The organism is Burkholderia sp. BCC1988 (assembly GCF_905339895.1).
GTDB lineage: Bacteria > Pseudomonadota > Gammaproteobacteria > Burkholderiales > Burkholderiaceae > Burkholderia.
In genome coordinates this window covers 214,996-234,709 of record NZ_CAJPHA010000001.1, presented here as the reverse complement: position 1 = coordinate 234,709, position 19,714 = coordinate 214,996, and the positions used below count along the sequence as shown (strand labels likewise).

Annotated in this window: 18 protein-coding genes; 8 read left to right on the top strand and 10 right to left on the bottom strand. The window is 67.7% G+C overall.

The window, feature by feature from the left end:
- Positions 1 to 5: 5 nt before the first annotated feature.
- Both U4012_RS00985 and U4012_RS00980 read left to right on the top strand, forming a co-directional pair.
- Positions 6 to 701, top strand: coding sequence for a heavy metal response regulator transcription factor (locus tag U4012_RS00985; protein WP_044843022.1), 696 nt, complete (start codon positions 6 to 8; stop codon positions 699 to 701).
- Entirely contained in the window at positions 698 to 2,146 is a 1,449-nt protein-coding gene (locus tag U4012_RS00980; RefSeq protein WP_321795383.1) for a heavy metal sensor histidine kinase, read from the top strand. Before U4012_RS00985 ends, U4012_RS00980 begins: the two co-directional genes overlap by 4 nt.
- 73 nt (positions 2,147 to 2,219) lie before the next feature.
- On the opposite strand, the gene U4012_RS00975 is transcribed toward U4012_RS00980, so the two are convergent.
- The 4 genes from U4012_RS00975 to U4012_RS00960 form a co-directional block, all read right to left on the bottom strand.
- A complete protein-coding gene (locus tag U4012_RS00975; protein WP_044843148.1) occupies positions 2,220 to 3,260 on the bottom strand; it encodes a helix-turn-helix domain-containing protein in 1,041 nt (346 codons plus the stop codon).
- A 144-nt stretch (positions 3,261 to 3,404) separates the two neighbouring features.
- Positions 3,405 to 4,931: an amidase gene (locus U4012_RS00970; RefSeq protein WP_321795379.1), complete on the bottom strand. Its 1,527-nt coding sequence runs from the start codon at positions 4,929 to 4,931 to the stop codon at positions 3,405 to 3,407.
- Between the two features lie 55 nt (positions 4,932 to 4,986).
- Positions 4,987 to 6,045, bottom strand: a complete 1,059-nt coding sequence (locus tag U4012_RS00965) for a phenylacetaldoxime dehydratase family protein (protein ID WP_321795377.1) — start codon at positions 6,043 to 6,045, stop codon at positions 4,987 to 4,989.
- Between the two features lie 95 nt (positions 6,046 to 6,140).
- Complete coding sequence (locus U4012_RS00960; RefSeq protein WP_321795375.1) at positions 6,141 to 7,037, bottom strand: transporter; 897 nt, start codon at positions 7,035 to 7,037, stop codon at positions 6,141 to 6,143.
- Positions 7,038 to 7,549: 512 nt separating this feature from the next.
- Between U4012_RS00960 and nthA the strand changes: the two genes are divergently transcribed.
- The 4 genes from nthA (at position 7,550) to U4012_RS00940 (ending at position 10,899) form a co-directional block, all read left to right on the top strand.
- The gene (nthA, locus tag U4012_RS00955) at positions 7,550 to 8,149 is read left to right on the top strand and encodes a nitrile hydratase subunit alpha (RefSeq protein ID WP_321795373.1); all 600 of its coding nucleotides are present in this window, start codon (positions 7,550 to 7,552) and stop codon (positions 8,147 to 8,149) included.
- 47 nt (positions 8,150 to 8,196) lie between these two features.
- Positions 8,197 to 8,850, top strand: coding sequence for a nitrile hydratase subunit beta (nthB, locus tag U4012_RS00950; protein WP_321795371.1), 654 nt, complete (start codon positions 8,197 to 8,199; stop codon positions 8,848 to 8,850).
- A complete protein-coding gene (locus U4012_RS00945; protein WP_321795369.1) occupies positions 8,847 to 10,109 on the top strand; it encodes a GTP-binding protein in 1,263 nt (420 codons plus the stop codon). Before nthB ends, U4012_RS00945 begins: the two co-directional genes overlap by 4 nt.
- Positions 10,110 to 10,293: 184 nt before the next feature.
- Positions 10,294 to 10,899, top strand: coding sequence for a LysE family translocator (locus U4012_RS00940; RefSeq protein ID WP_321795367.1), 606 nt, complete (start codon positions 10,294 to 10,296; stop codon positions 10,897 to 10,899).
- Between the two features lie 54 nt (positions 10,900 to 10,953).
- Here the strand turns inward: U4012_RS00940 and U4012_RS00935 are convergent, their stop codons facing one another.
- Positions 10,954 to 11,802 (bottom strand): AraC family transcriptional regulator, encoded by an 849-nt coding sequence (locus U4012_RS00935; protein WP_193759902.1) that lies wholly within the window; start codon positions 11,800 to 11,802, stop codon positions 10,954 to 10,956.
- A 161-nt stretch (positions 11,803 to 11,963) separates the two neighbouring features.
- Between U4012_RS00935 and U4012_RS00930 the strand changes: the two genes are divergently transcribed.
- A complete protein-coding gene (locus U4012_RS00930) occupies positions 11,964 to 12,758 on the top strand; it encodes an SDR family NAD(P)-dependent oxidoreductase (RefSeq protein WP_321795364.1) in 795 nt (264 codons plus the stop codon).
- 39 nt (positions 12,759 to 12,797) lie between these two features.
- Here U4012_RS00930 and U4012_RS00925 read toward each other — a convergent pair whose 3' ends face one another.
- From U4012_RS00925 to U4012_RS00905, 5 genes are all read right to left on the bottom strand, one after another.
- On the bottom strand, positions 12,798 to 13,172 hold the full coding sequence (locus tag U4012_RS00925) for a hypothetical protein (protein WP_321795362.1): 375 nt from the start codon (positions 13,170 to 13,172) through the stop codon (positions 12,798 to 12,800).
- Positions 13,173 to 13,395: 223 nt separating this feature from the next.
- Entirely contained in the window at positions 13,396 to 14,466 is a 1,071-nt protein-coding gene (locus U4012_RS00920; RefSeq protein ID WP_321795360.1) for an AI-2E family transporter, read from the bottom strand.
- 155 nt (positions 14,467 to 14,621) lie between these two features.
- Positions 14,622 to 15,731: an NADH:flavin oxidoreductase/NADH oxidase gene (locus U4012_RS00915; RefSeq protein ID WP_321795358.1), complete on the bottom strand. Its 1,110-nt coding sequence runs from the start codon at positions 15,729 to 15,731 to the stop codon at positions 14,622 to 14,624.
- A gap of 145 nt (positions 15,732 to 15,876) precedes the next feature.
- Positions 15,877 to 16,563: a type 1 glutamine amidotransferase domain-containing protein gene (locus U4012_RS00910; RefSeq protein WP_321795356.1), complete on the bottom strand. Its 687-nt coding sequence runs from the start codon at positions 16,561 to 16,563 to the stop codon at positions 15,877 to 15,879.
- Positions 16,564 to 16,931: 368 nt separating this feature from the next.
- On the bottom strand, positions 16,932 to 17,966 hold the full coding sequence (locus tag U4012_RS00905) for a substrate-binding domain-containing protein (RefSeq protein WP_321795995.1): 1,035 nt from the start codon (positions 17,964 to 17,966) through the stop codon (positions 16,932 to 16,934).
- A 167-nt stretch (positions 17,967 to 18,133) separates the two neighbouring features.
- Between U4012_RS00905 and U4012_RS00900 the strand changes: the two genes are divergently transcribed.
- Entirely contained in the window at positions 18,134 to 19,696 is a 1,563-nt protein-coding gene (locus U4012_RS00900; protein WP_321795354.1) for a glycoside hydrolase family 68 protein, read from the top strand.
- Positions 19,697 to 19,714: the final 18 nt, after the last annotated feature.

Sequence of the window (19,714 nt, the reverse complement as noted above, 5' to 3'; positions counted from 1 at the left end):
CGCCCATGAAAGTCCTGATCGTCGAAGACGAACCGAAAGTCGTCGAATACCTGAAGAGCGGCCTGAGCGAGGAAGGCTGGGTCGTCGACACCGCGCTCGACGGCGAGGACGGCGCGTGGAAGGCCGTCGAATTCGACTACGACGTGGTCGTGCTCGACGTGATGCTGCCGAAGCTCGACGGCTTCGGCGTGCTGCGCGCGTTGCGCGCGCAGAAGCAGACGCCCGTGATCATGCTGACCGCGCGCGACCGCGTCGACGATCGCGTGCGGGGCTTGCGCGGCGGCGCCGACGACTACCTGACCAAGCCCTTCTCGTTCCTCGAGCTGATCGAGCGGCTGCGCGCGCTGACGCGCCGCGCGCGCGTGCAGGAATCGACGCTGATCTCGATCGGCGACCTGCGCGTCGACCTGATCGGCCGGCGCGCGACCCGCGACGGCACACGCCTCGACCTGACCGCGCAGGAATTCCAGCTGCTCGGCGTGCTCGCGCGGCGCAGCGGCGAGGTGCTGTCGAAAACGACGATCGCCGAACTCGTGTGGGACGTGAACTTCGACAGCAACGCGAACGTCGTCGAGACGGCGATCAAGCGCCTGCGCGCGAAACTCGACGGCCCGTTCGCGGAGAAGCTGCTGCATACGATCCGCGGCATGGGCTACGTGCTCGAGGCGCGCGAGGACGGCGACGCGGAGCGGCACGCATGAAACGCTCGATCACCCTGCGCCTGTCGGCGATGTTCGGCATCGTGTCGCTGCTCGTGTTCACGCTGGTCGGCTGCGGGCTGTTCGTGATGATGGAGCGCCAGCTGCTCGCCGAACTGCGTGCGACGATCGACACGCGCGCGAAGGTCGCGCAGATGATCGTGTCGCACGCGACCACGGCCGCGCGCGGCCGCCTGATGCAGGAAAAGCTCGCCGACCTCGAACCGCCCGACGGTTCGACGCGCTACCAGGTCGACAGCCCCGACGCCGACTTCCGCTTCGGCCGTCCGGTCGACGGCGTGCCCGTCGGCGAACCGTTCGGCGCGTTCCAGCAGTACGCGCTGAACCACAGCAGCTACGACGTGATGACGAAGACCGTCCCGATCGCAGGCAGCGGCGAGCGCCCCGACCTGAAGCTGGTCGTCGCGTCGTCGTGCGAGCGCACGCAGCGCATGCTGCGTCGTTTCGCGTGGACGCTCGCCGCGCTGATCGCGATCGCCACCGTCATCACGCTGCTGCTGAGCCGCGCGGTCGCGCGCTTCGGGCTCGCGCCGCTCGAACGGATGTCGCAGGACGCCGCGGCCATCGGCGCCACCGACCGCCGCCAGCGGCTGCACACCGACGCGCTGCCGACCGAGCTGCGCGATCTCGCCGCGTCGTTCAACGGCGCGCTCGAACGCATCCAGCAGACCTACGCGCGGCTCGAGGCGTTCAATGCGGACGTCGCGCACGAGCTGCGCACGCCGATCAGCATCCTGATCGGACAGACCCAGGTCGCGCTGACGAGCCGCGACCGCTCGGTCGACCGGATGCGCCAGACGCTGCAGTCGAACCTCGAGGAATTCGAACGGTTGCGCGTGATCATCAACGACATGCTGTTCCTGTCGCGCAGCGATCGCGGCGAACGCGCGACCGACCTGAAGCACGTGTCGCTCGCCGACGAAGTGCGCCGCATGCTCGACTTCCTCGAGATTCCGCTCGACGAAGCGCAGTTGCGCGCCGAACTGCACGGCGATGCGCGCGCGGCCGTCGACCCGTCGCTGTTCCGCCGCGCGATGACCAACCTGCTGATCAACGCGATCCAGCATTCGGCGCCCGGCGCGACGCTGAACGTGACGATCACGCCGCGCGATACGCTCGTCGACGTGTCGGTCGCCAACCCCGGCGAACCGATCGACCCGGCGCAGCGCGCGCACGTGTTCGAGCGCTTCTACCGGCTCGAGGAAGCGCGCGCGAACAGCAAGGAGAATCACGGACTCGGGCTGTCGATCGTCAAGGCCGTCGCGGAGATGCACGGCGGCAGCGTGTTCGTCGCATGCGCGGGCGGCGTCAACACATTCGGCTTCTCGGTGTCGACGCAACCGGGAAGCAGCGGCCCGCTGCGCGCAGCCGATGCCGGCGACCCGCACGCGCTGCGGCCGGCGCACGCGCCGCGCGCGATGCATTGACGGCGGCCGCGCCTGTCGAAGTCCAGCCGCTTCCGATCGCCGCTTGCCCGCCACGGACTCGGCCCGGGACGCGTCACGCGCGTGGCTTGCTGCCCTGCTCGCGCCACGCCCGCGGCGACATCGCGAACCGCTCGCGAAACACGCGACTGAAATGCGACATGTCGTTGAATCCCCAGCGCAGCGCGATGTCGGACACGCGCAGCACCGCGCATTGCGGATTCACGAGATCCTGCGCGCACCGTTCGAGCCGCAGGTTCCATACGTAACGCATCAGCGACGTGTTCTCGGCCTCGAACAGCTTGTTGATGTACCGCGACGAAATCCCGATCGACCGCTCGATCATCAGCGGGTTCAGCTCCGGGTCGTGCAGGTGCTCGAGCAGATGCCGCTTCACACGCGTCAGCGTCAACGCCTTCATCCTCGACTGCGCGAGGTCGTTGCGCTGCATGCCCCCGAGCGTCATCGCGATCAGCGAGATCGCGGTATCCGACAACTGCCGCATCTCGTCCTCGGTCACGCTACCGATCTGCGACGACATCTGCTCGAGAAACGCGCGCATGACGCTGCCGACGCCCTCGCCGGTTTGCGTCGGGCTGGCCGTGCGGTGTTCCATCCCGACGACGAGCTGGTTCAGCGTCGTGCGGGGAATGCTGACGACGATCTCGCGCCACGACTGGCCGAACTGCAGGTGGTGCGGCCGTGTCGCGTCGTAGATCGCGAAATCCCCGGGGTGCAGCGTGACGATCTTGCCGTCCTGCTCGACCGATTGGCTGCCCTCGAGCATCAACACGCCGAAATACTTGTCCTCATACTCGCTGCGCGCCTGCCGATACCGCCGGATCACGGCCTGCTCGCTCGCGTGGATTTCCGAGATTCGCATCTTTTCGCATTTGCGCTGCCGCACCTGGCCGAAGAAATCGTCTTTCTGCACGGCCGCGATCTGCACGTCCGCGAACAGGCGCAGAATCGTCTCGCGCCAGAATTCGATACGCTGGCTGAGCGAGCCTTCGGTCGCCACCTCGATGGCCGAATTCGTCCGCTCGTCCGGCGGGCTGTCGGACGCCGGGCCGGGCGCGTCGCCGCTTGCGGCGCGCGCGATAGGACGCATCGTCATGGTCGTGCCCCACATGGGTTAGCAAACACGCAGCCGGTAGCGTGCCCGTTCAAAAGCGCATTGTCCAATCGATCGCCGTGTACGCCGCGTTGCCGGTCGGACCGGCACGCGGCGCGGCGGCGATGCGCTACCGCTCAGGACTTGTCATGCGAATGTCGTCTGCCGCCAGTCGGAAGACTGTTCATACGCATAGGCGCAGCGGTAAAGCGTCGCCTCGTCGAAGCGGCGCCCGACCAGTTGCAGCCCGATCGGCAGATCGTCGGCCACCCCGCACGGCAGCGACATGGCCGGATGCCCGGACACGTCGAACGGCGCGGTATTCGCGAGCATCTCGAACGCCCGCGTCAGCGACTCGGACATCGCACAATCGGGCTCCGGCAGTTTCGACGCGCGCATCGGTACGGTCGGCATCACCAATACGTCGTACGACTGCAGCGCCGCGTCGTAAGCCGATCGCAAGCGCCGCGCGAGGTTCTGGCACTTCGCGTAGTAGCGCCCGCGATACCGGCTCGTGAAATATTCGCCGAGCAGCATCGTCACCTTCACGGTATCCGGCAACTCGTCGGCGCGCTCGCGCCAGCCCGCGTGATGATCGATCATGCCGGTCACGTACAGGCCGCCCCAGTTGAAACCGTGGCTGTTGCCCTTCATCATCTGCTGCGTCGCCCCCTCGGCCGCGATCGGCAGCCAGATCGCGGTGCCGGCCGCATGCAACGGCACCGACACTTCTTCGACGCTCGCGCCCAGCTTGCGCAACCGGTGCGCGGCGACCAGCACGGCCTCGTCGACCACTTTCTCCGAATTCGCGAGCCCGAACGCCTCGCGCAGAATGCCGATCCGCAGGCCTGCGATGCCGTCGCGGATCGCACCGAGATAGTCGGTGCGCGGCGGCAACGCCCGCTGGCGCGGATCGAGCCCGTCGTCACCCGCGATGACATCGAGCAGCAGCGCGTTGTCGAGCACGGTGCTCGTCATCGGCCCCAGATGATCGACGGTCGCCTCGATCGGCATCGCGCCGGTGTAGGGCACGAGCCCGTGCGTCGGCTTCATCCCGTAGATGCCGCAATAGGCGGACGGGATCCTGACCGAACCGCCCTGGTCGCCGCCGAGCGCCATGTCGACGTCGCCGCTCGCGACGAGCGCGCCGCTGCCGGACGACGAGCCGCCGGACGAGTGCCCGGCCTTGCGCGGATTGTGCACCGGCCCCGACGCGCTCGTGTGCGAGCCGCCGGAAAAACAGTAGTACTCGCAGGTCGCCTTGCCGGCGATCGTGCCGCCGGCGTCGAGTACGCGCGTGACGACGGTCGCATCGATATCGGGCACGTAGCCCTCGAACGTGCTCGCGCCATTGCGCATCGGCACGCCAGCGACGCAGATGTTGTCTTTCACGGCCACCGTCTTGCCGCGCAGCTTGCCGTCGGCGGCGCCGTGGATCGTGCTCTTGCGCGCCCACGCGCCGTAACGGTTCTCGTCGCCTTCCGGGCGGTAGCCGGGCGTGCGCGGATACGCGACGACGGGCAGATAGTCGGGCAGCGCGTCGATCGCGTCGTACGCGTCGAAGTTCGCCTGCAGCGCCTCGTCGTATTCGGCGAGTTGGCGGGAATCGACATGAAAGCCGAAACCGGCTGCAATGTCGGACAGTTGTTCGCGGGTCGGGCGTTTGATGGCCATCGACGTTCTCCAGTTCGGTAAGCGGCACCGCCGGCCCCGGCGGTGCCGGCGGGATTCAGCGGGCGATGGCGACGGCGTCGCGCATCAGCCCGGTGCGCGGATGGCAGTTCACGTATTCGTAGACCTGATGCCTGGCGTCGAAGACGGAAACCTCGTGATACAGCCGCAGTTTCGACAGCCCGGTGACGACGCGGAAGAACGTGACGAAGATCCGCAGGTGCGTCGGATGGGATTCGGCCCAGCGCTCGAGGCGGTCGAGCGAGCGCCAGTGGCCGATGTTGTAGCTCTCGTCGAGCACGTTGCCGTCGAGATCGATCGAGCGCACGTAGCGATTGCTGTAGCAGCCGACGTCCGTGCCGTTGTCGCGCAGGAATTCCATTCCGCTGCGCAGCGTCGGCTCGATCTCCTCGAGATACAGTCGGCGCTCGTCGTGCTCGGCCGCACGCCAGTCCTGACCGGAGCGAATCAACGCGATGTTGTCGTGAGCCAGTACGATCACGCGGCCGCCTCGGGCCGGATCGCCCTCGACGATGCGCAGCTCGCCGTCCGCGCGCATCCAGTCCGTCTGCGAGATCGGGAACCGGTCGCGCATCGATCCCCAGTAGCCGTGCTCCTCGATCTCGCCGCTGACGCCGTCCATGATCGCGCCGACGCCCGGGAAATCGCTCGTGAATGCGTAAAGCGTCTCGAACTGCTCGGCGCGCGGCGCGACGATTTCCCGGAAGTAGCCGATCCCGTCCGCGAGGCGCGCGTCGGAGGCCCACCATTCGACGAGTGCCGGCGACGCGATCCAGCGCGCATACGCGGCCGGATCGCGCCAGTAGCCGACGGCAATCAGGTTCTCGTAGCCCTGGTCGTCGGTGTGTTGCGTGAGATCGAAGTTGTTCGGCCCGTCCTGCGCACCGAAATCGGCGACGATCCGGCGCAACGCGGCCAGCGCCGTGGCGCGCTTGTCGGCGCCGTGATACTGCACGCCGAAATAGCCCATCACGACCTGGCTCAGGTCTTCGGCGGCCCGGGCGACGTACATCGGGAACGGCGGCTGGTAATCGTCGGCGACGCGGCGCGACAGCGTCCGCGGGCAGATCAGGTGTTTGTCGATGGCGGATTCCATGCGTGACCTCTCTGGAAAGGGAATCGGATGTCGAGGTATCGACGTGGGGGACAAGGAGCGGCCTGCGCCGGGCGTATCCCGGCGCAGGCGGGTCGTCAGAAGATGTGCGCGTAACGCAGGCCGGCGAGCAGGCTGTTCTTCGGGCCGTTGCGCACGCTCAGGTCGGTGCCGAGCTGGATTTGCACCTGATCGGCCTTCGTCACGAATTTCGCCGCGGTGATCCGCATGCGCGTCGTGCGAAGCGCGTCGTTGTTGTCCGCGCCGCCGACGCTCGTTTCACCGCCCCAGAGCTGGGTGACGCCGATCCCGAGCGACGTGCCCGGATCGGGCATGTAACGCACCATCGCCTGTGCGCTGTAGCTCATCCGCTGATGCAGCGTCGTGCCGCTCGCGCCGTACGACGTGTTGTTGCCGTACCAGATCGCGTCGCCGACGAGATCGAGCGCCCACTGCGGCGAAAAGTGCTTGATGTAGGCCGCCTGGAAATCGAGCGACCAGCGATTGGCGCCGAGATTGAGACCGCGGTTCTGGTCGTAGCTCCCGGTCGGCGCGTAAACGTAGACCGTCGCGGCGACGACGTCTTTCGCTTCGTTCAGGCGGAATTTCAACGGCGCGGTCAGGATCACGTCGCCGACACCGTTCGTACTGCCAAGCGTGCCGGCGTTGCCGAAGCTGCTGACGTGACCGAACGGCAGCAACACCTGCGGATCGATCGTGAGCCTGTCGGTGAGCTGGAACACATGCAGCAGACGGGCGATGCCGACATTGGACTGCAGGTCGAAATCCGACGTCCGGTGGCCGTTCGCGTAGTACGCGTTCGTCGCCGAATAGTTGTAGTACAGCACGCCGATCGTCGCGCCGACCGGATACTGCTCGTAGTCGCCGGGATCGACCTCGACCGCGCCCGCGTAATGCGACGCGACGACCATCAGCGACAAGCCGATCCAGCGCGCGATTCGCTTCAGTTTCATTCTGTTGACGTTGTCCATCATGCTCCTCACCTGGATGCGCAGACACCGTCACGCTCGACGTACGACGAACGGGAACCGTTGCCGGACGATCAAATCGCGGAGTGCTGGCTGACTGTTGTTCCGCCGGTACTCGGGTGAGTGCCGGCGATTCGCGACATCGAACGGCCGTCGCTTGAGGGTGAGAATAGAAAGGCAAAATCCGCATTTCTGTTTTCCGGCGGAACAAGAAATTGGCTGTGGCGGACCTGTGCTGCCAGTGCCATACGGCGGTCGCAAAACGTGCGCAGGCGGCCGCCGTCGCGTGCCGGGCGCCCCGTCGATGCCGCGAATCGCCGTGCATCCGGTGCGCGTCGGCCCCTGCCGCGCGGCGGGGCCGTCTCAGCATAGTTTCCGATCCGTGCCGGCAAAGAACCGCGCTTTTTCTCTTCTTACCCTGCTCGTCGAGCGTGGCCGACACCACGCCTTTGCACCCCGCCACGGCAGCCGCAACGCCACGGCGGCGGTCAACCCGAACCACCATAAGGAGCCCCACGATGAGCGCGACCCCTTCCGCGGAAACAGCCTCGACGCCCGGCGAACGTGCCTGGGCGCTGTTTCGCGTGATGAAAGAAAAGAACCTGATCCCCGACGGCTATATCGAAGGCCTGACCGAGCTGATGTCCACGACGTGGGATCCGGCCAACGGCGCGCGCATCGTCGCGCGTGCGTGGGTCTACCCGGCATTTCGCGAACTGCTGCTGAAGGACGGCACGGCCGCGTGCGCGCAGTTCGGCTACACCGGCCCGCAGGGCGAATACATCGTCGCGCTCGAAGATACGCCGACGCTGAAGAACGTGATCGTCTGCAGCCTGTGCTCATGCACGAACTGGCCGGTGCTCGGGCTCCCGCCCGAGTGGTACAAGGGCTTCGAATATCGTGCGCGGCTCGTCCGCGAAGGGCGCACGGTGCTGCGGGAGCTCGGCACCGACCTGCCCGACGACGTCGTCGTGAAGGTCTGGGATACGACCGCCGAAAGCCGCTATCTCGTGCTGCCCGTGCGGCCGGCAGGCAGCGAGCACATGACCGAGGAACAACTGCGCACGCTCGTCACGAAGGACGTGCTGATCGGCGTTGCGCTGCCGCGCGCGCACTGACGCGCCCCCCGTTTCGCTCTCGACCTTCATCTCGGAGATCACCTCATATGGACGGCTTTCACGACCTCGGCGGATTCCAGGGTTTCGGCCCGGTGCCGCACACGATCAACAGTCTCGGCTACAAGCCGGTCTTCAAGGAAGACTGGGAGCATCTCGCGTACAGCCTGATGTTCGTCGGCGTGGACCCACTGAAAAAATTCAGCGTCGACGAGGTACGTCACGCAGTCGAACGCATCGACGTGCGCCAGCATGTCGGCACGCGCTACTACGAGCGCTACGTGATCGCGACCGCAACCTTGCTCGTCGAAACCGGCGTGCTCACGCAGGACGAACTCGACCGCGCGCTCGGTTCGCATTTCCGGCTCGCGAACCCGCCGCGATCCGGCGGCCGGGCGGCGCCACCCGACTCGACGCGGTTCGAGGTCGGCGATCGCGTCGTCGTGCGCGACGAATACGTCAGCGGACACATCCGCGCGCCGGGCTACGTGCGCGGCAAGGAAGGCATCGTGCTGCACCGGACGACCGAATCGTGGCCATTCCCGGACGCGATCGGCCACGGCGACACCGGCGCCGCGCATCAGCCGACCTATCATGTCGAGTTCCGCGTGAAGGATCTGTGGGGCGACGCCGCCGACGACGGCTACGTCGTGGTCGACCTGTTCGAAGGCTACCTGGATCGCGCGTCCGGGCAGAACGCATGACGACGCCGGGAAACCGGCGAGCGCCGGCCGCCGCGCCGCCGAGGATTCCGGTCACCGTGCTGTCCGGCTTCCTCGGCGCCGGGAAAACGACGTTGCTGAACCACATCCTGCGCAACCGCGCCGGCCTGAAGGTCGCCGTGATCGTCAACGACATGAGCGAAGTAAACGTCGACGCCGACGATGTGCGGCGCAACGTCGAGCTGCATCGCGGCGAGGACGAACTGGTCGAAATGAGCAACGGCTGCATCTGCTGCACGCTGCGCGCCGATCTGCTCGAGCAGATCAGCACGCTGGCGCGGCAGCGTCGCTTCGACTATCTGCTGATCGAGTCGACCGGCATCTCGGAGCCGATGCCGGTCGCCGAGACGTTCGCGTTTCTCGACCGCGACGGGTTCAGCCTCAGCGAGCTCGCCCGGCTGGACACGCTCGTCACGGTGGTCGACGGCGAGACGTTCGAGGACATGATCGCGTCGGCCGAACCGGTCACGCGCGATGCCTCGCTCGCGGACGGCAGCGATTCCGGTCCGCCGCGCAAGCTGTCGGACCTGCTGATCGAACAAGTCGAATACGCGAACGTGATTCTCGTGAGCCGACTCGACCGGATCGGCCATGCGGGTTTCGACCGGCTGCGCGCCATTCTGGCGTCGCTGAATCCCTCTGCGCGAATCCTGCCGATGCAGCACGGCAAGGTCGATCCGTCAGACGTCCTGGATACGCGGCGCTTCGATCTCCCGGCGCTCGTCGAATCGCCGGGATGGATGCAACGCATGCAGGTCGACGAGCGCCCCTCGGAATCGGATGCGTACGGGATCGCGTCGTGGACCTATCGCGAACGTGCGCCGTTTCATCCGGCGCGCCTGCTCGCGTGGCTGCGTCGCCCCTGGACCAACGGCCGACTGCTTCGCTGCAAGGGATATGTCTGGGCGGCGCACCGATATGCCGACATCGCCATGCTCGTGCAGACGGGCGGAGCGTTCCAGTGGGGTTACGTGGGGCGATGGTGGCGATTCGTTTCTCGGTCGGACTGGCCGCACGACGACTATCGTCGCGATGGCGTGCTGCAAAAATGGCAAGAGCCGACCGGTGATTGCCGGCAGGAAATCGTGTTCATCGGGCAGTCGATCGATCACGTCCGGTTGCGTCGCGAACTCGATGCCTGTCTGCTGACGGTCGAAGAAATCGACGCAGGCCCCGAGTCGTGGCTCCAGCTTCCGGAAGCCGATGCGTTCGACGCGCTCGCGACCGCCGCCCGTCCGTGACGCGAGACTCGATGACTTTGGCTGCGCCGCCTGCGTCCAGTGGCTTTCGGTCGCCGGTGAGCGCTGCGCCCGGTTCAGCGTGACGTGAATCCCGACAGCGCCGCCGAGGGCAGTTTTCTTCAATACGGACCCGCACGGCTTCTTTAGTCTCGATGCGACTTTGACATTCGCATGGAGGCAATCAATGAGCATGCTGGTTTCGATGGCCGCGTTCGCGCTGGCGTCGTCGATCACGCCCGGTCCCGTCAACATCGTCGCGCTCAGCGCGGGCGCACGCCACGGCCTTGGCGCGAGCCTGCGCTACGCGGCCGGCGCGACGCTCGGCTTCGTCGCGCTGTTCCTGCTGATCGGCCTCGGGCTGCACGCGGCGCTCGCGCGCTGGCCGATGCTGACCACCGCCACCCAATGGTCGGGAATCGCGTTCCTGCTTTACCTCGCGCTGCGGCTCGCGCTCGACGACGGCCGGCTGTCGGCCGATCCGGACGATCCGGCTGCGCCGAACGTCGCCGGCCCGTCGGCGGCGGCCGGCGCGGCGATGCAATGGCTGAATCCGAAGGCGTGGCTCGCGTGCGTGGCTGCGATGGGCGCGTATGCGGCCGACGGCGAGCCCGCGCAGGTGTGGCAATTCGCGGCGTTGTATCTGGTGATCTGCTTTGCGTCGATCGCGTGCTGGGCGTATGCGGGTGCGTCGCTGCGGCACCGGCTCGCGAATGCGCGGCGGATGCGGCTGTTCAACCGCGCGATGGCGCTGCTGCTCGCGGGCAGCGCGCTTTATCTGCTCGACGTTTAGCGCCATTGTTTCGGTGTGTGGTCGCGGCGCCGGCACCGCCCCACGGTTCGCCGGTCAGCTCGCGGCGCTTCGATACTGCCCCGGCGTGGCTGCCGCGATGCGCCGGAATGCGCGCTGGAAATGCGCCTGGTCCGCGAAGCCCGCATCGAGCGCGACGTCGGCGATCGGCCGGCCGCGGCGCAACTCGGCCCGCCCGTACTGCACGCGGCGGTCGATCAGGAACGCATGCGGCGTCATCCCGTAGCGGGCGTTGAACGCGCGGATCAGGTAGGACGGCGACAAGTCGGCGGCCGCGCAGATCGCATCGAGCGAGACGGCCTGACGGCAATGCGCGGCGATGTAGTCGGCCGCGCGCGCGAGCTTCGCGTTGTCGGCCCCGCGCCGGGCGGCGTCGGGCAGTTCGCGATCGAGCGCGCCGTGCAGCCGTGTGAAGAACTCGACCGCCGCGCTCTCCTTGCCGAGCGGATCGACGCCGGGCGCCACGAGCGTGCGGTAAAAGCCGCCGAATCGTGCGAACAGGTCGCGCCGTTGCGTCAACTTCGGCGAAAAGCCGTGAAAATCGCGATTCGGGTCGCGCCCGAGCGAATGCTGCAGGCGGGTGAGCCACGGCACGTCGACGTAGACCATCCGGTACGCCCATGCGTCGGGGCCGTACGGATTGCACGCATGCACCTGCTCCGGATCGATGATCACGAGCACGCCGCGCCCGACGTGCTCCTTCGTCGCGCCGTTCAGGTAGGTGCTCGTGCCGCCGACGATCGCGCCGAGCGAAAACGTGTCGTGCGTGTGCTTCGCGTAGCAGATCGTCCGCCCGTCGTCGACGGTGCGCGCCTCGATGAACGGCAGCGCGGCGTCGCGCCAGAACGGCGACGGCATGGCGCAGGGGTTGGCGGAACGGCTCACGCGACGGGCTCCCGGATCGGACGGCGAACGCACACCGTACAAGACTGCGCGGCGCGATGCAACCGCGACCCGACGCTTGGTCACCGGATCGCCTAAGCTTTGAATTCCGGCCGCCGCGGCACGCCCGGCGGGTTCCGTTCCCTCTTCCAACCGGTACGCTCATGCACATCGATCTGACAGGCAAGACCGCGGTCGTCACCGCTTCCACCGCCGGCATCGGGCTGGCGATCGCCGAAGGGCTCGCGCAGGCGGGCGCACGCGTCGTCGTCAACGGACGCAGCGACAAGTCGGTCGACGCCGCGCTCGCGCAGCTGCGCAGCGCCGTACCCGGCGCGGACCTCGACGGCGTCGCGGCCGACCTGTCCGACGCCGCCGGCGCCGCGCGCATCACGCAGCACACGCCGGAGGCCGACATCCTCGTCAACAACGCGGGCATCTACGGGCTGAAGGCGTTCTTCGACATCGACGACGACGAATGGGCCCACTACTTCCAGATGAACGTGATGTCGGGCGTGCGTCTCGCGCGACACTACCTGAAGGGGATGCTCGCGCGGAACACGGGCCGCATCGTGTTCATTTCGTCGGAGTCCGGGCTGAACATCCCGGTCGACATGATTCACTACGGGTTCACGAAAACCGCGCAGCTCGCGATCGCGCGCGGCCTCGCGAAACTCGCGGCCGGGACCCGCGTGACGGTCAATTCGGTGCTGCCGGGGCCGACGATGTCGGAAGGCGTGCGCGCGCTGCTGAAGGAAACGGCCGACGCCACGGGCCGCAGCATCGACGACGTCGCGGTCGATTTCGTGCGCAGCGAGCGCGCGAGCTCGATCATCCAGCGGCCGGCGACGACGGAGGAAGTCGCGAACCTGGTTGTGTACGTGTGCTCGCCGCAGGCCTCGGCGACGACGGGCGCGGCGTTGCGCGTCGATGGCGGCGTGGTCGACACGATAGCGTGACGACGGCGTGACACGCTCGCGCGGCGCATGGCGGCCGCGCTAGCGCGAGGCGGCCTTGTCCGACTGAAGCGTGCCCTTGCGATCGGCGTCCATGCAGGTATCGAAGCCGTGTTGCGTGACGGCGCCGGCCTTGTCGAACACGACGAAGAAAGCCCGGTGATCGTTGTCGTGCTCGATGAAGTAGTTGTAGCAGACGCCGCTGCCGTTGCGGACCATCCACACGCTGCGCGGGTTGCCGCCGGCGCGAACGACGTCGGCGCGCGTCGCGCCGTGCCGCGACGCGGCCCTCGCCAGCGGCGTGCGCGCATACGAGAACGGCAGCCACGAGTCGAACCACGCGCAACCGTGCAGCATCAGGCAGCTGGCGGCCAGGGACAGCGTCGCTGCGGGGCGGGACATCGGAATCAATCGCATGCTTGGTGAAATCTGCTGCGCCATGCCGGCGTGATCGAAAGCCCCATGCTACTCGACCTTTGGGTCCGGATCGAAAAGAAATGTAGAGACTTGTGTCCGATGCGCTGCCCGACGCAGTCCGGCGCGTGCCCGATCGTCACGAATCGTGGCCGTGGCCGACGCGTTCGCGCGCCCAGCCGCCTTCTGACGTCGATGCGTCGAGTCGGCGCGACGGGCGGCATCGTCAAGCGACCCATTCCGCCCACAGCATCGTCAGCACCGTCATCAGCGCGGGGCCGACGAACAGGCCGATCAGCCCGAACGTCTCGGCCCCGCCGAGGATGCCGAACAGCACGAGCAGGAACGGCAGGCGGGTCGAGCTGCCGATCAGCACCGGCCGCACGAAATGCTCGGCGACGAACACGACCACGAAGCCGAGCACCAGCACCACGACGGCCCACGCGGTCGCGCCCTGCACGAACAGCCAGAGCGCCGCGCCGCAGAACACGATCGGCGCGCAGAACGGCAGCATCGCGGCGACGGCCGTGACGAGGCCGAGCAGCGCGGCGTGCGGAACCCCGGCGAGCGCATACGCGACGCCGAGAATCGCGCCCTCGCCCAGCCCGACGACGACCAGCCCGGTCACCGTGCCGTACACGGCCGAGACCATCCGTTCGATCAGGTCCGCGCCGCCGCGGCCGAACGCGCGCCGCGCGCCCTGCAGCAACGCGCCCGACAGCTTGTGGCCGGCCCGCATGATCACGAACAGCGTGACCAGCATGAAGCCGAACTCGAACAGCGCATGCGCGAGCTTCGTGCCGAACTGCCGGCCGAACGCGATGAACTTCTCGCCGCTCGCGCCATGCATCGCGCTGCCTGCGTGCAGCGGATGACCGAGATTGGCCTGCCACCACTCGGTGACCTGCGCGGCACCGTACGGCAACCGGCCGACGACGTCCGGAAGCGGAATGCCGTTGTCCTGGATCGAATGCAGCCAGAGGCGCAGGTCGTGCGCCTGCGAGATCGCCTGTGCGAGCGCGATCGCGACCGGCAGCACGACCAGCAGCGACACGCCCGCGGTAATCGCGGTCGCGATCAGGGTCGGCCGGTCGCGAAACCAGCGGTCGGATTCGAAGCGTTTCAGCAGCGGCCACAACGCGATCGCGATCACGCAGGCCCACGCGATGGCGGGCAGGAAATCTCGGATCACCCACAGCGCGAGCACCAGCAGCGCCGCATACAGCACGGCGCGGGCGATCTGCTGGGCACGCGGCCGCGTGGCGGAATCCTGGGAAGGCGAGACATGTGCGCGCATGGCACCTCGGTCGAAATGAAAAATGGCGGTCGTGCAGGCCGCGAGCCTGTACGAACCGCCATTCTATCCATCGACGCCGCAACGGCATGCGCACGCACTGCCAAGCATCGTCAAATGCGTGCCGCGAACGCGCCGCCGCGCGGTACAACGCGTGCTCAGGCCGCCTTGTCGGCGACGCGGTAGCGTTCGAGCCAGTGCGCGTACGGCGCGGGCAGCGTCCACGACGGCCGCTCGACCCCGAGCTGCTTGGCCGCGTAGTACGGCCAGTGCGGATCGGCAAGATGCGCGCGGCCGACCATCACGAGATCGAGCTGCTGCTCGGCGACGACGCGCTCGGCCAGTTGCGGCGTATCGATCCCCCAGGCGGACGACACCGGCAAGCCGGCCTCGCGGCGCACGCGTTCCGCGATCGGCGCGAGGAACGCCGGGCCCCACGGAATGCGCGCGTCGGGCGTCGAGAAACCGACCGACACGCTCAGCATGTCGAGGCCTTCCTGCTTCATCCGCTGCGTGAGCGCGATCGATTCGGCGAGCGTTGCTTCATCGCGCCCGTCGTATTCGATCACGCCGAGACGCGCGGTCAGCGGCAGGTGCTCCGGCCAGACCTGGCGGACGGCCTTCAGCGTGTCGACGAGGAAACGGCCGCGGTTTTCCGCCGAACCGCCGTACTCGTCGTCGCGCTGGTTCGAATGCACGGAGAAGAAGCTCTGGCCGAGGTAGCCGTGCGCGAAGTGCAGTTCGAGCCATTCGAAGCCGAGGTCGCGGGCGCGCTTCGCCGACGCGACGAAGTCGGCCTGCACGCGGGCGATGTCGTCGTGCGTCATCGCGCGCGGCGTCTTCGGCAGGTGCGCGCCGAACGGCACCGCCGACGGTGCGATGGTCTGCCAGCCGCGCGGATCGCCGTCGGCGATGTGGTCGTCGCCTTCCCACGGCCGGTTCGCGCTCGCCTTGCGGCCCGCATGCGCGATCTGGATGCCGGGCACCGCGCCGGCCGCCTTGATCGCCGCGACCGACGGCGCGAACGCCGCGGCCTGCGCATCGGTCCACAGCCCGGCACAGCCCGGCGTGATGCGGCCTTCCGGCGACACGGCCGTCGCCTCCGCGATCACGAGGCCCGCGCCGCCGCGCGCGATACCGGCCAGATGCACGTGATGCCAGTCGTTGACGACGCCGTCTTCGGCGACGTACTGGCACATCGGCGGCACCGCGATGCGGTTGCGCAGCGTGACATCCTTGAGTTTGAACGGTTCGAACAGGGCAGACATCCACCACTCCTTTGCTTGGTTCTGCGAAACGACTGGATGAGCCGCCGCGCGGTGCGCACGGCGGAACGATGCGAGCCGTCGCCGGGACGGTCGCGCCCGACGACGGAAACCATCCGGCGCCGGTCATGCCGGCGCCAGGCTCGGCTTACTGACGGCCGAGCTTCGCGAGCAGCGCCTCGGCTGCCGGCTCCGACGACGCGGGGTTCTGCCCCGTGATCAGCAGCCCGTCGGTGACGACATGCGGCGCCCAGTCGGCGCTGCGCTCGAACTGCGCACCGTTGGTCTTCAGCATGTCCTCGACGAGGAACGGCACCACTTCCGTCAGCTCGACGGCCGCTTCCTCGCTGTTGGTGAAGCCCGTCACACGCTTGCCGCGCACGACCGACTCGCCGGTCTTCGGGTCCTTCACGTGGCGCAGCACGCCCGGCGCGTGGCACACGGCCGCGACCGGCTTGCCGGCCGCCAGCGCGCGCTCGATCAGGCCGATCGAATGCAGGTCCTCGGCGAGATCCCACAGCGGGCCATGCCCGCCCGGATAGAACACCGCGTCGTAATCGTCGACCGACACCTCGGCCAGCTTGCGCGTGGCGGCGAGTTCGGCCTTGGCCGCCGGATCCGCGTCGAAGCGGCGCGTCGCGTCGGTCTGCGCGGCCGGATCGCTGCTTTTCGGATCGAGCGGCGGCTGGCCGCCCTGCGGCGACGCGAGCGTCAACTCGACGCCCGCATCCTTGAACGTGTAATACGGCGCGGCCAGTTCCTCGAGCCAGAAGCCGGTTTTCTTGCCGGTGTCGCCGAGCGTGTCGTGCGAGGTCAGGACAACCAGAATCTTCATGATCGGACACTCCTTAGAAATGGGGGAACGGGGCCGCGTCGCGGCGGCGGCGACGGCGCGCCTGCGGGTTAGGCCGCTGGCGCGCGTCAACGTGCCGGCTCCGTACCAAAAATATTGCCAGGCCTAATAGACCAGTCGTCTAGAAATGGCTCGAAAAAAACGACGGCATCACCTGCGCGCCCAGCATCGCAGCGCGATATGGCATTTTTGCGACGTCGCATTCATGAGGCTGGATGATAGCGTCGAATTAGACCGGTCGTCTAGAAACCCGGCATTCGGCCCTGCCGCCGTCATGGCTTTTGCGACGGAGCGCATCCCGCAACGTCCGTTGCGGATCGCGCCCCGCTCCCCGGCTCACGCCGCGTCGGCTACCCGTGCAGCGGCCCGTCCGTATCGCCGGCGTCGATCACCGGCATCTCGAGCCGATGGCCGCGAACGCCGTCCGTGAGCAACGCCAGCATCAGGTCCGCGAGCGCACGCCCGGTCGCATGTCCGGTCGGCTGCACCACCGCCGTCACGCGATGCGGATGCGCGACGTCCGGCGGCACGCCGTCGTAGACGATCAGCGACATGTCCCGCCCAAGCTGCAAGCCGCCGTCGATCAGCGCCCGGAACGCGCCGCCGCCCACGATGTTGTTGTCGACCAGCAGCGCGGTCGGCCGTTCGGCCCGGGCGAGCAGCGCCTGCACGCCCTGCTGCCCGCCGTCGCGCGTAAACGGACACTCGACGAGCAGTGCCGGATCGGGCGCGATGCCGGCCTCGCGCAGCGCCGCAAGATACCCGGCGCGACGCTGCATCGCGAAATTGAGCGACAGCGGCGCACTGATCATCGCGATACGGCGATGACCGAAGCCGATCAGGCGCCGCACCGCATCGCGCGCGCCCGCCTCGTTGTCGAAATCGAACCACGCGTAGGGCTCGGCGGCTTGCGTGCGACCGTACGCGACATACGGAAACGCATGCGAACGCAGGTACGCGAGGCGCGGATCGTCGACCAGCGTGCGCGCGACGATCAGCCCGTCGACGAGCTTCCCGTCGACGAGCCGGCGATACGTGTCCAGTTCGGCGTTCGGCCGCGCGGCCGCGATGATGAAGTCGAGATTGCGCTCGGCGAGCCGTTCGGTGATGCCCGCGACGACCTCGCCAAAGCGCGGATCGCCGAGATCTCCCGCGTCGAACGGGTACACGATGCCGATCGCATCCGAGCGCCCCGTCGCCAGCCGGCGCGCGGTCGGATCCGCGACATAGCCAAGGTCGCGCGCGGCCTTCATCACGCGCTCGCGGGTCGCCTCGCTCACGTCGTCATAGCCGTTCAGCGCCCGACTGACCGTCGTGCGCGACAGCCCGAGCGCATCCGACAGGGCCTTCAGATTCACCTTCACGTCGCTCCTCGCGTTGTGCATGCCATTCGGCCGCGCCGCTCGCGCAGCAATTATTGCCGAATGGTAGTTATTACCGTCAAAAATTAATCTTTTGACGTCCAAACCGGTTTGAATTAGCATCCAAACCGGTTTGGATATCGATATCCCGTCAGCAGTTCCTTCTCACCGTCAACGGAAACTACGCCTACATGACTTACTTTCCTTTTTGCCGCGCGACCGCGGCCAAACGTTTGCTGTTCGCTGGCGCGGCACTGGCCGCCTTCGCGTCCGCGTCGAGCGTCGCGCATGCACAGAGCACCGGCGCCCCCGCGCCCACGCCGCATACGCAGCAGGCCTACGACCCCGAAGGCAACTTCACGATGCGCTGGACCCGCGCGGACATCCGCCAGATCGTCGCGCAGTCGCACACGGCCGGCGCCGACAGGAACTCGCTGCCGCAGGCGCTGACGATGCCGGACATCCCGCAGGATTTCCCGCTGATCAACTCGAACGTGTGGGTCTGGGATACCTGGCCGCTCGCCGACCTGCGCGCGAACCAGCTCAGCTACAAGGGCTGGGAGGTGATCTTCTCGCTCACGGCCGACCCGCATGCCGGCTACACGTTCGACGATCGTCACGTCCACGCGCGCATCGGCTTCTTCTACCGCCGCGCCGGCATTCCCGCGTCGCAGCGGCCCGCGAACGGCGGCTGGACCTGGGGCGGCCACCTGTTCCCGGACGGTGCGAGCGTCAAGGTGTTCGGCACGTCGCCGATGACCAACAACGCCGAATGGTCGGGCTCCGCGCGCCTCACGCAGGGCGACAACGTCAGCCTGTACTACACCGCGACGTCGTTCAACCGCTCGGCGCCCGGCGGCGCCGACATCACGCCGCCGCAGGCGATCATCACGCGCGCCGACGGTCATATCCATGCCGACGACAAGCACGTGTGGTTCAGCGGCTTCGACGATCACAAGGCGCTGCTGCAGCCGGACGGCAACTACTACCAGACCGGCCAGCAGAACACCTACTTCTCGTTCCGCGATCCGTTCGTGTTCACCGACCCCGCGCATCCGGGCAAGACCTACATGGTGTTCGAAGGCAACACGGGCGGCCAGCGCGGCGCCCGGACCTGCACCGAGGCCGACCTCGGCTACGCGCCGAACGATCCGTACCGCGAAGACCTCAACGCCGTGATGAACTCGGGCGCAGTGTATCAAAAGGCCAACGTCGGCCTGGCGGTCGCGACGAACCCGCAACTGACCGAATGGAAGTTCCTGCCGCCGATCCTGTCGGCGAACTGCGTCGACGACCAGACCGAGCGTCCGCAGATCTATCTGAAGGACGGCAAGTACTACCTGTTCACGATCAGCCACCGCACGACGATGGCCGCGGGCGTCGACGGGCCGGACGGCGTCTACGGCTTCGTCGGCAACGGCATCCGCAGCGACTTCCTGCCGCTGAACGGCGGCAGCGGCCTCGTGCTCGGCAACCCGACCGACTTCTCCGCACCGGCCGGCGCGCCGTATTCGCAGGACCCGAACCAGAACCCGCGCGAATTCCAGTCGTATTCGCACTTCGTGATGCCGGGCGGGCTCGTCGAGTCGTTCATCGATGCGATCGGCCCGCGTCGCGGCGGCACGCTCGCGCCGACGGTGAAGGTCAACATCAACGGCACGTCGACGGCGGTCGACCGCACGTACGGACGTGGCGGCCTCGGCGGTTACGGCGACATCCCGGCGAACCTGCCGGCGACGGGCGCCGGTCACTGACGGCGACGCGGGCACCCG